This is a genomic window from Desulfomonile tiedjei DSM 6799 (genome assembly GCF_000266945.1).
Lineage (GTDB): Bacteria > Desulfobacterota > Desulfomonilia > Desulfomonilales > Desulfomonilaceae > Desulfomonile > Desulfomonile tiedjei.
In genome coordinates this window covers 6,420,313-6,436,396 of record NC_018025.1, presented here as the reverse complement: position 1 = coordinate 6,436,396, position 16,084 = coordinate 6,420,313, and the positions used below count along the sequence as shown (strand labels likewise).

Genomic DNA, 16,084 nt, shown 5'->3' with positions numbered 1-16,084 from the left:
TCTGTCTGTGTAGCATCATATCTAATCTCACTTTTCCATCATCACCCTGGTGTAGGCCAATTGAATCTGCAGCGTTATATTTTTCCAGGAGCTTTCATATGCATTTGCCTTTTTTCTTGCTAACCCAATACGCACCCAAACCGGCAGTTACCGAGGCCCAGCATGTGTCCGGGCCGGAAATTCTTGTGGCCATGTTGGCGAAGTCCGATAAAAGTGCCCGGTTAAGCGAGCACTTTTATCGTTTGTTGTGGCGTTTTCGCCATGGGAGTCACTAGTTCACACCAAAGCCGCCAATTCTCCCGACAATTTCGGGATTGTTCGTCAATCCTCCGGCAGCGGCGGAGCGCCGGGGGATGACGTATTCCGATGGCCTAGCCATGGAACACGGTTGTGAAGATTTAGAAGTTAATCTGCAAGGATCCGTGGAACGCGTTAATGGCATCCCGAGAATCCATCGGATTGTTCACGCTTACGGCTCCACCACGTATGCCTCGCGTCTGATACGCTTCCTTGAACCAGTCACCCGGCTGCCAGTAGGCATATCTGAAGTACATGTTCAAGTTTTCGAGCAGTTTCCAGTCTACGCCCAGGTTCGCTTCCCAGCCGAGATAACCGTCGCTGACATAGCCGTATGTGGTACTGGTGACACCACCGACCTGCATAGTGGAAGCTGCCCTTCCGGCATTTGCTGCAAAGGCTGCGATATTGGCATCTCCGTTGGTAGCAGGAGTTCCATTCGAATTCTTTCCACCGAAGAGATAACCCTGTTTCTCAAGCCTGTGAGCCCACATATAGGTTCCCCAGAGATTGAGGTTCGCAGCGATAGCGTAATCTAAACGACCTGCGTAACAGAAAGCATCTGCCATCATGCCGTGGCCGTCATTGGGAACAAGCAATCCGGTGAAGGCATCGTTTCCACCGCCATACGTGGTGAACATCAGCCATTCATAGGGCTCTACAGCCTGGTAGTTGATCGGCCAACTGCCGTACGATTTTGTAGGATTGGGATTGTTCAAAACAGGACCGGAAGCAGTCGCAGCCATCAATGTGGCTTTGGCAGGTCCGGCCATGGCACCCAATTCTACGAGCCAGTGATAGTATTCAGAATGCTTCGGCGACAGCGCGTTGTTTTGAGCAGCAGTTCCGGTGTAATTGGCGTTAACTGCGGCGGTATTCACGCTGATCGTCGTCCAGTCATATTCTGCATTGAAGAAGAATCGGCCGTTATTGTACTTGGCATAAGCGGTCCAGTTTGCCAGTCTCTGGTCATAACCTCCACGGCCGAGAGCTTTGGACCCATCGTAGAAGTTCTTGGCATGAAGGTTCTGCAATATCGGTCCGCCACCAGCTTCAAAATTACCACTCTGATACGTGAACAGATAACCCTCGAAATAGTAGGGCTTGAGGTCGCTGTCCGGTGCCGTTCCCCAATTTGCGTTCAGGGCATTGCGCGCCAACCAGACTCCAACCATGAAACGGAAGGGGCCATAGGGTACTACGAGCAGAGTTCCTTCTGACCTGGTGGAATTTGCAGTAGAAATTCCGATACCGAAGGGGAAGTCTTTGACTCCGATTGACAAAACGCACCAGGGGAACTGTATCGTGGCCCTGAACTGTTCGACGCTTATCAAGGAAGCAGTATCATACGCATTGTCAGTGGTTTGATGCATATAATAGCGCTCAAACGGCGGCACCCCGATGCCTGCGCTTGAAGTGCCGGGCACGCCAACGGCCGGTTCCGCATACTTGTTCCTGTACCCACCGATTGTCATCACACCGTGCACCCTGATTGCAGGGTTCACTTTGATTTCAGGAAAGAGAGTCAGGCGCGAGTCATTGTATATGGCGTCAGAACCAAATTGAGAAAGCCCGCCCTGGGTAATGATCATGGGATACAAGTTGCCGGCCGTACCTCCTGCCGTAGGAGCCGGGAGGGTATGCGCGGTAGCAGCAGGATAACCGTAGATGTTTGGACCTGCAAATCCGACTTCGCCACCTCCTATGGCTGGGTTGGTGTCGTATCCGAACAGGTCGTGCTGGCCTGTACGTCCTAAATATCGGAAGCGGAATTCGTACTCACCTTTCATACTGAATTCCCACGCGATCGCTGGCGCGGTGACTGCCATTATCAGCAGCCCCACAAAGAGAATCGCCAAAAACTTTCTCATATGTTTTCCTCCAATCACATCAAATACGCCTATCGGCAGTCAACAGACAGCCACACAATGCACTCCGGGGCATCTCCATCTTCCGAATTCGCTCAGCCAATCGGATTTCGGCACTGAACGATTCGGGCAGAACGAAAGAAGCCCACTTCTATCAAGCGATAGTGAGATACCAAGTGTGTCAAGTACACTTGGCACAAAACGTGCCAAACACTGTGTCTTGGGAAAAGCGCTTTGTGACTGAAAATTCTCTCTAGAGGAAGAGTGCTGATTGGAATTCCATGGAGAAATTTAGGAGCCTAATCGGCGCATCAAGAACTGCCTGAACGTAACTGAGCGCTTTAATTATGGTTATTGAGGCGTCGATTAGGCGCAAGGGCACAATTATCTGCGCCGACACGGCGCATCAAGTGAGCTTGAATGTATCAAGCTGCCGTCTCAACATATGGCGTGAGATGCCCAACAGGCGACATGCTTCACTTTTACTACCGCCGGAACTGGCCAGAGCTTCCAGGAGGAGGTTCCGTTTCAGCCCGGCGACTACATCCACATACGATGGACGGGGAGGAAAATGGACGATCCAATATTTAGAAGTGGGAACGGCAGCTTCCGATTCCAAGAAATCGAACTGAAGCTGCGGACCCGGCGATACAATGAGTGCTCTTTCGAGAACATTGCGAAGCTCCCGAATATTTCCCGGCCATTTGTACCCGCAGAGCTTTGCCAATTCCTCAGGTGGAACGGTGGGTCTCGTGGGGAGCTTGAGTTTTTGCCCCAATTCAGAGATGATCTGTTCGGCCAGTGCGGGCAAATCTTCTATCCTGTCAACCAGTGACGGCACCCGTAAAGACAGAACGTTTAACCTGTAGAACAGGTCACGACGGAAGCGTTTTTTCAAAACCTCCTTTTTCAAATTCCTGTTTGTAGCCGCAAGCAATCTTGCGTTCACTTTTACCGGTTTCTCTCCACCGACTCTGGTAAACGATCGATTATCAAGAAAGGTCAGCAGCTTTGCCTGAAGATGCGTGGGCAGCTCTCCGATTTCGTTCAGCAGGAGCGTCCCTCCTTCTGCAAGCTCCAGGAGACCTTTCTTTCTTTTATTCGCTCCCGTAAAGGCCCCTGGTTCATGACCGAAAAGTTCCGATTCCGCGAGTTCGGGAGGAATGGCCGCGCAATTAAGGGTGTAAAAGGGGCCGTTTGCGCGGGCGGAATTGTCATGGATAAAACGCGCCAAATAGTCTTTGCCTGCTCCACTCTCACCGGTGATCAAGACGATGATATCTGTCATTGCGGCTACGCGGGCTTCTTCCACAACCGCACGCATAACAGGTGAAAGGCTGTCCTGGATTGAGGACTCGGAAGCATGAGCAGCCCGTTCCGTGATTCTGCGGAAAATGCCGCAAATTCCAGCAATCCGGCCGTCTTTGTCTCTAATTGGAGCGCGAATTTCCAGGAATCTCATAGGGAGGTTGTTTATTGGTCTCGTATGCTCCATCTCTACAGATTCCCCCGATAACACACGTGTATCCAATTCGTGAAGACGATCGGCAGCTTCTTGACCGAAAAGATCCTTGTCTTGAAGCTTTATAATCTCCGAGGCCGGCAGGTTCAGAAGTTTTTCCATGGAAGGATTGACAATCACGTATTTTAGGCTCTCATCCTTTATGAACACACAATCTGTGGAGGTCCTGATAATTGCACTGAACTGCTCTTCAAATCGTTGCAATGCTTCTTGGGCTCGTCTCCGTTCGGCTACTTCCACACGAAGTTCCCTGTTTGCCCAAGCTAATTCCTTCGTATTTTCTGCGATGCGTAGCTCCTGTTCGGTCAGGATTTTCCGTGCTTCCTCCTCTGCACGTTTCCGCTCGGTTATGTCGACTATCACTGCAACCGCAGCCTCAACTCGGGAATCCGGATCGCGTATTGGGGTACACGTCACATCTCCCCAAAAAACGGAACCATCTTTTCTCATGTAGCGCTTTTCCAAACGATAAAAGTCAATCTCTCCGCGAATGAGAGATTGCAGCTTCTCGTTTGAGGCATCAAAATCCTCGTGAGAAGATACGTCCTTGGGAGTAAGACATTTGGCTTCTTCGGCGGAGTATCCGAACATTCTTTCAAAGGCCGCATTTACGTACATGATGGACTTGGTATCGCTGAGCATGGTGACAGCTTGCCCCAGGTTATCTATGGCAGCCCGAAAGTTTGCTTCGCTCTCACGCAGTTCTCGTTGTGCCTGCGTCCGTTCGCTCATCTCTGCGATAATGCCTACCGCTGCTCCCACGCGTCCGCCGAGACTGCGCATGCGGGTGATACTGAGATCACCCCAGAATAAACTACCGTCCTTTCGAGCAAATAGCTTTTTCATGCGAAAAGAACCGGCATCTCCACAGAGAACCGCCTTGAATTTCTCTTCGAAGATATGGGAATACTCAGGATGCATCATGTCCCGGCACCTTAAGAACAGAGCTTCCTCAGCACTATAACCGAACATCTGTTCCCACGCTGCGTCAACTTGCGTGAGGCCTCCACTGTCATTCACGACGAATATGCCGTGAATGACTTTGCGAAGAGTTGTCCGGATGGCTTCACTTTCTGCATATTCCTCTTCTCTCCGGTTCATATTTTCACTATCACGAGCGATTGTCAAAAGAGCTTTTCTCCCGTCCACCCAGTCGATCTCCAGCTCTTGAGCCACGATTGAACGACCCGTTTGAACGATCTCACATTCCAAATCATGGACAAGCGACTCCACTGCTTCGTGTGGTAGTTCATTCGATAAGCCATTCATCCCCGAACTAGCACCAAGACAGCGGTTATGGCCGTTATCTTTAATTCTTTCCTGCTCGCCAAGCACTTCTTCGGCCTGCACATTGGCAAAGAGGATTTCATCACTAAGCTTATCGGTCACCCATACTGCGGCATCGATATTCTGTAGGACACCAATCAAAAGCTGGTGTGTATTACTCCCAGTCTGTCGACAGACTCTATCCATTTCCGGTCCCTCTATCTATGACCGTTTCGAAGAAAAAGGCATCGAAACGGATTGAAATATCCGATTGAATTTTCGACGAAAAAGACTTCTGATGTCGAGCTATTCACAGTCTCAAAAATGGTCCCAAACGATGACATTGCCCTATACCGGATGCCTTTCGGTAACCCGATGATATGTAAAGCCGCTCCATATTTCCCATTTTCCTTCCGAAAATAGGATGATGAGCCTTGTTCTTTGGATAAAGGCTTCAGCGACATTACAGTATTGTAAAATACCAGCATCAGATGTTACTTCTTTGAACGCACATTGGTATTATATCTTCTCAGGTTTTGTTTCCGCATCTCCAAGTTCCCAGCCTGTCCGGAGGCTCATAAGGGAAACAGAACCGGCAAGCCGCCGGAAAAACGGAGATTCGCAAAGCAAGTCTGAGGTCGGCATCTTGGGCTAGCAGTTGTCTGCCGCAATCAGGAGATCGCTACAGAGGAGCAATTGCTCCATGCGCGGGGTGCAAGGCAAATTAAAGTAGGGTCCGTTTCGAGATATTCTCTCAACGCAACCTGTGCTGAAGTCAACTTGCAGTCTATGTTATGAAGCTGTCTCCTTGCAGACGATAGCTTCATATATTTCATAAATCCTCTGATGTCTTCACCTTGAAAAGTCGTCCCTCGTTGATTCGACTTTTAAGACTGTCTGCCATTGTCAAACTTGCCGCTTCCGATATATTGAATGATGATCGCTCTGCATGAATACCAAAAGAGGCGCTGTAGTCGAAATCGACAAAGCTTCAAGCATAGACATGCTGAAGCTGAAGCCTCTTCATACGGTTCCGGAAACGCTCTGGAACTCGCGGTTCACGAGGGGTATCATCATGAAAACCTTATCCGCTTTTCAGCGGGATACCTCCAAACTTTAAAGAAAGTCTAACCTGACGTCATAGTCAAGACGCCATTATCTCATTGAACTGTATAGTACAATAATTTGCTGTCAAGTGGTTTTTGTGAATCTTTAACTTGATCGCGTAGCATTTTGACAGGCTGGTTCGGCAATAGTACAGCCTGGAAGCTGTGAATTCAACGTGTGGTCCAGAAAAAATAAGCTCTGTACTATGTGCCAATCTTCGCTGACAATCTCTGCCTCGCGATTGTCTTCTTTGGCCGTCGGGACCGAAGATCGGAAAACGATGAGCGCCTGTGGTGCAGGGAAAGATTTGTAGAAAGTCTTTCCCTGCAAGTCTCCCTATATCATGACTTCGCCGGACATCTGCCGACTTTCGCATGTCCTCTGTTCAGTGCTCAAATTCCCGAATCTTGTCGAGCCTGAATGAGTTCCAGGGTTTGGATGGCGATTTCCAGTTCCTCATTGGTTGGAATCACGAGCAGCTTCACGCGCGATTCGTCGGAGTTAATTGAGAACGGTTCTCGTCCGCGGTGTTGGTTCAACCCTTCATCAACGACGATCCCCAGGGAATCCAAACTTTCACAGCAGCGGCCTCGAACGGTTGGTGAATTTTCGCCTATTCCGCCGGTGAACACAATTGCATCCACGCGGCCCAGCACTGCGAAATAGGCGCCTATGTACTTTTTGATACGATAACAAAACATGTCCAGGGCAAGGGTCCCGAACGAGTCGCCTGATTCGGCCAGTCGGACCACCTCCCGCATGTCATTGGAGCCACAAATTCCCTGCAATCCACTCGCTTTTTCGAACAATGTTCCGATTTCTTCATATGTTTTCCCTGTGACACGAACAAGATAGCCCTGGAGCGCCGGATCGATATCGCCGCATCGCGTGCCCATGATGAGACCCTCCAGAGGAGTCATTCCCATGGAAGTATCAATGCTCCTGCCTTGCCGTATTGCAGTGGCACTGGCTCCATTTCCCAGGTGGAGAGAGATCAGGTTGACAGAATCCAGGGGCAGGTGAAGCCGTTTCGCCGCCTGCTTGGCCACGTATTGATGTGATGTCCCGTGGAATCCGTACCTGCGCACTCGATAATCCGTGTACATCTCATTGGGGAGCGCATAACGGAAGGCATACGACGGCATGCTCTGGTGGAATGCAGTGTCGAAAATAGCGACCTGAGGCACCGACTGAAACTGTTCCAGAGCCAATTCAACTCCGATCAGATTGGCCGGATTGTGCAGCGGTGCCAGTGGAATCATAGCTTTTATGGTTGAGATCACCTCTTTATCGATCAAAGTGGGCAAGCGGAAAGCTTCCCCTCCGTGCACAATCCTGTGTCCCACGCCGGATAGGTCGCTGAGATCCCATCCTTTGGTCGGGTGTGCCAGGAATTCCATGATAAGGTGAAAGCCTGCCGCATGATCGTGGACAGGCTGGCTATGGGTGAACTCGGCGAACTCTCCATTTCCGTTGTTCTTGCGGTGCTTCAATGTGCTCCCTGTCCGACCGATTTCTTCCAGGATGCCTGCAACAAGCACTGACTGATTATTCATGTCAAACAACTGATATTTAATGGAAGAACTTCCTGAATTGATCACAAGAATCTTCATTCCGGCTCCTGCATGGTTTGCGCTTGAATAGCCGTGATTGCCACGGTGTTGACAATATCCGTTACGGTACACCCTCTGCTCAAGTCGTTTACAGGCTTGTTAAGACCTTGAAGGACTGGGCCTATGGCTACGGCATTGGCAGAACGTTGAACCGCTTTATATGTAGTGTTTCCAGCGTTGAGGTCCGGGAAGATGAACACTGTGGCGTTTCCGGCCACTTCGCTCCCCGGTAATTTTGTGCGGGCCACCTCCAAATCGATGGCTGCATCGTATTGGATCGGCCCTTCAATCTTGATATCGGGCCGCCGCCTTTTCGCGATAAGGGTTCCTTCCCTCACTTTGTCCACATCCACCCCTTTTCCGGACTCTCCCGTAGAGTAGGACAACATTGCGACATACGGTTCGATGCCGAACACCTGAGCAGTTTCGGCTGAACTGATCGCAATGTCCGCCAATTGTTCCGGAGTTGGATCCGCGTTGACCGCGCAATCTCCGAAAACGAGCACCCGATCGGCCAGACACATCAAGAACACACTCGAGACAATTGAAAATCCGGGTCGGGACCGGATGATTTCAAAGGCCGGCCTGATGGTGTTTGAGGTCGTGTGAATCGCTCCGGATACCATTCCATCAGCGTGCCCATGGTAGACCATCAGCGTGCCGAAGTACGTGTTGTCTGCCACAGCGTCGAATGCCATTCCTCGGGAAACACCCTTGTGTTTTCGCAATTCGTAGTAGGTCTGTGCGAACGTCTCCCGCAGAGGAGAATCCAAAGGATTAACGATATTTACTCCTTCGGCTTCTATTCCAAGCAAACCGATTCTCTGACGGAGCCTCTCGGGGTCGCCCAGAAGGGTGATTTTAACCACATCGCGGAGTAACAGAATTTCGGCCGCCCTCAAGATTCGCTCTTCCGACCCTTCGGGCAGTACGATATGTCGGCGTGTTGACCGAGCGCGCTGGATGAGCTCGTATTCAAACATTAATGGGGTGACATGGCGCGAGCGCGGCAAAGTCAGACTTCCCTGTAACGAGTCGAACCGTACGCTCGCCTCGACGATTCCAAGCGCAGCGGCGATCTTGCGCTGATCTTCGGGAACCAATGAACTCTTCAGCGAGCTCACCTTGGCCGCGGTTGTGTACGTGTCTGTTTTTACGGATAAAATAGGTATCGGGAGTCTTCCAAGACCTTGTATGAGACGCTGCACCTGGGGAGCAGGTTTGAAGCCTCCTGTGAGGATTAAGCCCGCTATGTGCGGATACAATCGTGAAGCTTCCACTGCAAGACTACCAAGAATTATCTCTGCTCGATCTCCCGGTGTAATGATGAGATCTCCTTCTTCAATCCGGTCCAGGAGATGAGGCAATTCCATGGCAGCGACTTTGAATTGGTTAACCGTGTGGCTCAGGCTGCCAGTATCGCCCTGCAAATGTTCAGCATTCAAAGCGCGAGCGACTTCTCCGACCGTAAGTTTGTCCAGAATCGGATGTTCAGGGATCACGTGTGATGGTAGAGTGGCCGGTAAAGCTCTCCGCAACTCTTCCGTGACTCCAGCGCTCTGTCGGTGATCCACGCGATTTGCGATTATCGTCAAAATGTCGCATTTTTGCTGTTCGAGAGTGTCCATCACTACTTTTGCGAAATCGCCGATCTGACGGGGAGTCCTTCCCATACCATTTATTACGGCGACAACAGGGCTACCCAGGTTGTATGCTATTTCCGCGTTGAATCGTAATTCCATTGGAAAAGATGCTCCGCCGAACCCCGTGCCGACGCAGATCATTATCTCACATTGCTCTTCCAGAGCCTTGTACTTGTCGAGAATGAGCTTATATGATTTTTCCCGATCTTCTATCGTTTGTTCGTATGTACAGCCATACATCGTGAAATACGGAAACCGGGAGCCATAACGACTCAGGATCAGATGTATCAGGCGATCCGGCTCCTCTTCGGACTTGATGACCGGCCTGAAGAAGCCCACGGTGCGGCCCTGGTTCACGAGCCATTCCATGAGTCCGAGAAGAACCACGGATTTGCCGCTTTGAGCTTCCACTCCGGTTATATAAATGCTTTGTGTCATACCTTTCTCCGCAATATGTTAAAATCTCCGTTGTACCAAGTTTCAGTCTCAGCACGTTCTTAGTGACAACAAGATCACATGTTAAAGATACACCATGAATTTCTGGTAAGGTGAAAATTTCTTCCAGAATAAATTGGGCCTAGGATGATCCCGTTAACGCTCCTTAAAAGGATATAGACTGCGTGCTGCCAACGGCAACGATGGCGGCGCGTATCGGAGACAAGGCAGCGAGGGTCGAGAGAAGCAAACCTTGATTGATATTCTTTTTGAAGATCCGAGCTTCGCAGAATAAGGCCTGATACCATTTCGCAGTTATGCATATAAGATGGCGTAGGCTGAGGTGTTCTGAGCGGAGTGATTAGACGGCCTTGCGTAGTCCGGAGCGAAGGATACCTCCAGCCTCCCGGATTGTGAAAAGAAAACCGAATCGGTATGAGTTGGTTGACCGCTATACCCCACTCAGAATATCATCACAATTATCAGAAACCTGGAAATTGCGTCATGTTAAGAAATCGCATCGGAGGTTTCGGTGGTATTCCAAGAGTGAAATAGAGATGGGCCCACAGGAGTCGAGGAGACAATCGTTATGGAATTGTGGAAAGAGAAGTATTCTTCAAAAATAGTCGATGCAAAGGAAGCCGTTTCCCACTTGAAAAACGGTGACCGGGTATACTTGGGCAGCTTGTGTTCGGAACCGGGGATGATCATTGATGCTCTGCGATCTTCGCACCTGGACGATATCGAAATCATCCAATTCATGCACGGTCGTCGGGCAGAGTCTCTTACAAAAGCACAGCCGACCAGATTCAGAATGAAGAGCTTTTTTATAGGAGGCGATCTAGCGGAACCGTCTGTAAGCGACTATGTGCCATTATATCACTCTCAAATACCCGGATTTTTTCGGAATCGCCGAATTCCCATCGATGTCGCGATTGTTCAGGTCTCCAGCCCTGACAGGTTCGGGCGCTTCAGTTTGGGTCTTTCGGTGGATGTTACTCTTGCCGCTCTGGAATCCGCTCGCGTGGTGATCGCTCAGGTCAATCCCAGGATACCCCGCACCCGTGGGGACACGGTAATTGTGGGCGATCGTATCGACTTCATTGTTGTTGCAGAAGACGACCTTTTTGAATTCTCTCAGGATGTATTCAGCGATTCTGCAAGCGTAATAGGTCGCTATTGCGCCGAATTGGTGGAAGACGGTGCAATACTGCAATTTGGATTCGCAGGTGCACCCAGGGGACTCACGAACCACTTGAAAGATCGTCGTAATCTGGGGGTGCATTCGGAAATCTATACAGACGGATTCATGGAACTTACCGAGGCAGGGGTAATTACCAATGAAACCAAGAAACTCTATCGTGGCAAGTCTCTCGCTACGTGTTGTATTGGAAGCAGCAAGTTGTACGACTTTATTCATGATAACGATTTAGTGGAGCTGTATCCTTCCGACATGATCCTGAGACCGGGCTTCATAGGACTAAACGACCGCGTGACAGCAATCAACCTTGCCGTGGAAATAGATTTGCGCGGCCAGATTAGACAAGGGCGTTCAGCAGCCAACTATATTAAGGGATCGGGTGGAGATCGAGACTTTATGAGGGGAGCTAACCTCTCTAACGGAGGAAGATCCATAATCTGTCTTCGCTCCATTTCTCCGGAAAGCGGCAAATCATCACTGGTTCCTGCGTTCGAACCGAGATCTGCGGTTCTTATGAACACGGGAGAAGCGAATTTTATCGTCACTGAGTACGGAACAGCATACCTGGGTGGCAAATCGATTCGAGAAAGGGCATTGGCAATCATTGAAATAGCGCATCCGGATCACCGCGATCACCTCATGGAAGAAGCACGAAAATTGGGGTATGTAGGAAAAAACCAATTCCCGTTTCGCACGGTTTCTCACGAATTGCGAGAACGGGTGCGCATGGACCGAACATTTAAAGGAGATCTTGTGGGTCGGGTTCGGGTAATCAAGCCTACCGACGAATCCATGATGAGAGATCTTTTTTATCATCTTTCTGAGAGAGCCGTATATTTCAGATACTTCGGCCGTAGGAAAAGCATGCCTCATGACAACCTTCAGAAGTATGTCAATTTAAGAGATGAAGACGGTCTTTCCATTGTGGTTACCATCGGTCCTCGAGAGGACAGACGAATTATCGCAGAGGCGCGATATATGTTTGAAAAAGATAACCCATTTCCTGAAGTGGCGTTCATGGTCGACGAGAAATATCATGGCAGAGGCATTGCCACTTTTCTCTTGAACTATCTTACCGAAATTGCTCAAGAGCGTGGGGTCCCTGGATTCAAAGCGGATGTTCTGGTGTCCAACCTTCCGATGCAGGACATATTCAATAGAGTTCCCTATGTTACTGAGAAAACTGCTGATATCGGTATATTAAGTTACAAATGGAGATTCGATCAGTTGAAGAAACCGGAGAATACAGATACCCACGGCTCTGTCCCGGTCATCCCAAGCGGCGACGACAATTAAGACGTAGCCTTATATTCCGACGATTCTTGTGCGATTCGCCATTTTCGTGGAATCGAATTCGGAAACATTGCATCTTATGGTGTGGAGATAGTACGTCTCCGTCGATCATAGAGACTGAGAAAGACCAATACAATGCTAGGTTTAGCCATAACACTGTTAATTATAGCTTTGATTGCTGGATTCCTCGGCTTCCTGGGAATTGCGGGAGCCGCTGTAGCCGGAATTGCTAAAGTCGTGTTTCTGGTTTTTCTCATACTGTTTGTAGTATCACTTGTTTTTGGAGGACGCGCAGTCCTCTGAAATAGCATTCCAAGCCTTGAGAATTCCTCGAGGCTTGGAAATGAACCATGTGTGAATCGGATTTATTCCATATTCTATTTTGTTAGGACCACCAATTGCAAATACCACTGTAATTCCCCACCTCATATATCATTTTGTAAGATGAAAGAAGTGATTATGTTTTTCTTGAGAAAAAGAAGAAAGGATGGAAATTAACATGGCAACTTCCACTGATATTGAATCATCTCAAAATATTCATCACAATATAGATATGCACGCGGCAATGGAGATTTACAGGGAAAAAGCAAAGCTGACTGCGCCTCATAAAATGCTTGCTTCTCTGGCGGGAAGCTGGACTACGAAAACCACAGCATGGATGGGACCCGACCAGCCTGCTATGGAAAGCACAGGAACCTGCGAGCAGAAGATGCTCCTTGGCGGACGTTACTTGCAGCAGGAGTATACCGGAGAGATGATGGGCGATACATTCACAGGGATAAACCTCATAGGCTATGACAATCATACGAAAAAGTATGTGTCTACCTGGATCGATTCCATGAGCACCGGTATCTACTATTTTGAAGGTACGGCCAGTGAAGACGGTAAAATCATAACTCAGGAAAGCTCCCTTGACGATCCGGTCAGAGGTCCTATTGTGTGGCGCAGTGTGACCACCATCGTGGATGAGAATAACATGAAATACGAAATGTACATCACACCCAAAGGAGGCACCGAAGAGAAAGTGATGGTAATGACCGTCACCCGGAAATAGCGAGGGCTTGCAAGAACGGGAGTCGTTGCGGCTTGATGGGCAGGACCGGCGCTGAGGCCGGTTCTGCGATACTTAAATACTTCCGTGACCGTGAGATGTACCTATTCGGGATAGTACGGAAGTGGTGGGTTCGAGTGATCTTTCCAATGAAAATCAAAACCCGTATTGGGGAGAATTTCCACTGTGAAATTCGTCGGTCCGGCCTGCTGGTAAATCTCGACGCCTATACTTGAAGGATGAGCTTCGTAGTAATAGGAATTATCGCTATTCTTATAGTAATCATACGGCGGACTGACGGCCGCTTGTTGCGTATCGCAACCTAAACCGTAAACGCCCAGAGCGTTCTGGTTGCCTGTTGCATTCAAGACCTCTATGGTTGTGCCGGTGGTCGGGGTTATGCGCATCCCGCCATTATATCCGTTGACCAGGCTGAGATTGTAGACATCCCTCGCATGGGGTTGCGTGCCATCATTGGCGTGTAAAGTCCATTCAAATCGAGTTTGGACATGGTCGTCCAAGACTTGTCCTTGAGGCGCAAATTCTATGGAAGAGCCACTGAGCCTGTGGACATGGTGAAAAGTTATGGTTGCAGAGGCATTTGCACCCAGGTTTTGGTAGATCCAAGTATCGGGATCGGCTTGCTGGGTAAAACCTGAAAAGGCCGTCGTATCATACTCTACCCAATTCAAGTGAGCAAACTTGAGATAAACATCAATTGTTTCGCCAAAATGATTTGTTACGGTAAAAGTTTGATCGTATGTTATTTCCCAGGCTTGAGTGGAGGGATTTGTCCAATACCAATCTCCTTGGATGTGATCCCAATACCAGTATTCGTTTGGATCTATAACCCAATAATTGTTGGATCCATCAAAATTGCAGTAGTACACAAATGACCCATTCCAATCATTGTAGTAGTACTTGTGCAGATTCGGATCGAATCGCCATGTAAACATTGCTTCCCATTGGCCACCGGGCTGGAACTGATGAATGTCATCAAACCAAATCCATGTACCGGTATCGATCCGCTGCATATAATATTCATGCTGCCCGTGGTACCATTGGTTCAACCCTGCCTGTGAGTCCGAAAACCACCACTGGGTCTGTTCGTTCCACCACCAGTTCGTGTTTTGGTTAAACCACCAGCCTTGACCGTCATCGTTGTACCACCAGCCGTTATCGACATAGACCCAGCCGAGATTATCGACCTGTTCAGCTTGGGCTTGTTGTTCCTGCACATCAGGCGCATCCGCTACTGCTCCATCAAGGACAATTCTGTCCTCCAACTGCTCCAGGAGCATGCGCCTGTCCACGGCAAAAGCATTCGTAACTGAGCTGGAATTCTCTGAACAAAACATTTCAGCCTCCTGGACAAACAAATAGAATTATAGGAGAAAGGGGTTTAGGAACTGCAGGTCTATTTAAAATCGTATGTTATGGCTTGATTGCTGTCAATCAAAAGTTCATATGCCGTGCACTTTGCGGGCGCAGGTCTCTTTGCCCAACGGGGAGGAGTGGAAGTCCGTTTTCTACATTTTTTTGAAGACCCTCTTTTGAAAATTCGTTAAATGTGACACATTCTAGCGCCCGGACTTCAGGCACTTTAAGGAGGAGCAAACATGAAGCACTTCTTCTGGATATTCACACTGCTTATCATCTTTTGGAGCCCGATGCGCGGTGAGGCTGCCGAACAACCTATCAAAGTGGCACTGCTTTTCAATCTTACCGGAGACATGGCATCCATTGACGCTCCAGGTTTCAGGGGCGCACAGCTTGCAGCCATTCGGATCAATGCTGCCGGGGGGCTGCTCGGAAGAAAACTGAAATTGATCGTCATCGATTCGCGTTCCGACCCCACAGCGGCAGCGGAAGGAGCGTTTGAAGCATTAGAACAAGGAATTGTTGCAGGTATCGGATACGGTGACACCACGTACGTGCTGGCAGCAGGCCCTGAGTTTGCTAAACGCGGAATTCCCTTCATCACTTCCGGTGCAACCGATCCGAATCTTCCCCGGGATGTCGGTCCCAGTCTCTTGATGACTGCGTACGGTGATGATGAGCAAGCCGCAGCTATGGCCGATTTTGCCGTGAAATATCTGAAAGCGAAGCGCTTCGTCCTGTGGACCGATGTATCGACTGATTTCACCCGTGATCTCGCCGAATATTTCAAAGAGAGCCTCGCAAGAACGGGTGGTCAGTTGATTGCACAAGATGTGTTCAAAGCCGGCACAAAAGACTTTGCCCCGCACGTAAAACGCCTGAAGGCCCTCAATGCCGTACCAGATGCAATATTTGTCTCCGCGGCTCCAGGCGAAGCAGCCACAGCAGTGGCACAAATAAGACAATCCGGAGTGACGGCTCCCATACTGAGTGGAGACGGATTTGACAGCGATCTTGTAAAGCAGTTGCCCTCGCCTAAGATTGCAAATGGGATTTACTTTTCGACGCATTCATACAGGGGGCAAAACAGACCTGAAGTGCTGGCTTTTATTGAAGAATATAAGAAAGAGTACGGGATGAAACCGGAAAACGCCTTTGCCGCGTTGGGCTTTGATGCTTTGAATCTCCTCGCGGATGCGATAAAGCGGGCAAATTCAGTTTCTCTGGATCCACTTCTGAAAGCCCTGTACGAGACTCGCACTTTCCCGGGGGTGACAGGAGAAATTTCCTATGCCCGGCCGAACCGCGCGCCGATCAAACCAATTTCCATAATAGGCATAAAGAATGGTGAATACTCGGTTATAGAGACGTGGAAAGCTGGACATTGATGCGTTTGTGTCCGCAGTTT

10 protein-coding genes are annotated in these 16,084 nt (G+C 49.4%); 5 read left to right on the top strand and 5 right to left on the bottom strand.

Features of this window, described 5'->3' with window-relative positions; all coding sequences use genetic code 11:
• Positions 1–398: 398 nt before the first annotated feature.
• Positions 399–2,168: a hypothetical protein gene (locus DESTI_RS27675; protein ID WP_014812143.1), complete on the bottom strand. Its 1,770-nt coding sequence runs from the start codon at positions 2,166–2,168 to the stop codon at positions 399–401.
• Positions 2,169–2,571: 403 nt separating this feature from the next.
• Positions 2,572–5,160, bottom strand: a complete 2,589-nt coding sequence (locus tag DESTI_RS29585) for a sigma 54-interacting transcriptional regulator (RefSeq protein WP_014812144.1) — start codon at positions 5,158–5,160, stop codon at positions 2,572–2,574.
• A 742-nt stretch (positions 5,161–5,902) separates the two neighbouring features.
• On the opposite strand from DESTI_RS29585, the gene DESTI_RS31040 reads away from it, so the two are divergent.
• Positions 5,903–6,073, top strand: coding sequence for a hypothetical protein (locus tag DESTI_RS31040; RefSeq protein ID WP_157212241.1), 171 nt, complete (start codon positions 5,903–5,905; stop codon positions 6,071–6,073).
• 379 nt (positions 6,074–6,452) lie between these two features.
• Here DESTI_RS31040 and DESTI_RS27660 read toward each other — a convergent pair whose 3' ends face one another.
• The gene (locus DESTI_RS27660; protein ID WP_014812145.1) at positions 6,453–7,673 is read right to left on the bottom strand and encodes an acetate/propionate family kinase; all 1,221 of its coding nucleotides are present in this window, start codon (positions 7,671–7,673) and stop codon (positions 6,453–6,455) included.
• Entirely contained in the window at positions 7,670–9,754 is a 2,085-nt protein-coding gene (gene pta / locus DESTI_RS27655) for a phosphate acetyltransferase (protein ID WP_014812146.1), read from the bottom strand. Before pta ends, DESTI_RS27660 begins: the two co-directional genes overlap by 4 nt.
• Positions 9,755–10,340: 586 nt before the next feature.
• Between pta and DESTI_RS27650 the strand changes: the two genes are divergently transcribed.
• The 3 genes from DESTI_RS27650 (at position 10,341) to DESTI_RS27640 (ending at position 13,299) form a co-directional block, all read left to right on the top strand.
• The gene (locus tag DESTI_RS27650; protein ID WP_014812147.1) at positions 10,341–12,248 is read left to right on the top strand and encodes a bifunctional acetyl-CoA hydrolase/transferase family protein/GNAT family N-acetyltransferase; all 1,908 of its coding nucleotides are present in this window, start codon (positions 10,341–10,343) and stop codon (positions 12,246–12,248) included.
• 132 nt (positions 12,249–12,380) lie between these two features.
• Positions 12,381–12,548: a DUF1328 domain-containing protein gene (locus DESTI_RS30415; RefSeq protein ID WP_014812148.1), complete on the top strand. Its 168-nt coding sequence runs from the start codon at positions 12,381–12,383 to the stop codon at positions 12,546–12,548.
• Positions 12,549–12,744: 196 nt separating this feature from the next.
• Entirely contained in the window at positions 12,745–13,299 is a 555-nt protein-coding gene (locus tag DESTI_RS27640) for a DUF1579 domain-containing protein (RefSeq protein WP_014812149.1), read from the top strand.
• 101 nt (positions 13,300–13,400) lie between these two features.
• On the opposite strand, the gene DESTI_RS27635 is transcribed toward DESTI_RS27640, so the two are convergent.
• Complete coding sequence (locus DESTI_RS27635; RefSeq protein WP_014812150.1) at positions 13,401–14,654, bottom strand: hypothetical protein; 1,254 nt, start codon at positions 14,652–14,654, stop codon at positions 13,401–13,403.
• A gap of 261 nt (positions 14,655–14,915) precedes the next feature.
• Between DESTI_RS27635 and DESTI_RS27630 the strand changes: the two genes are divergently transcribed.
• Positions 14,916–16,064 carry an ABC transporter substrate-binding protein gene (locus DESTI_RS27630; RefSeq protein ID WP_014812151.1) on the top strand — a complete coding sequence of 383 codons (1,149 nt, stop codon included), beginning with the start codon at positions 14,916–14,918 and terminating at the stop codon, positions 16,062–16,064.
• Positions 16,065–16,084 lie beyond the last annotated feature (20 nt).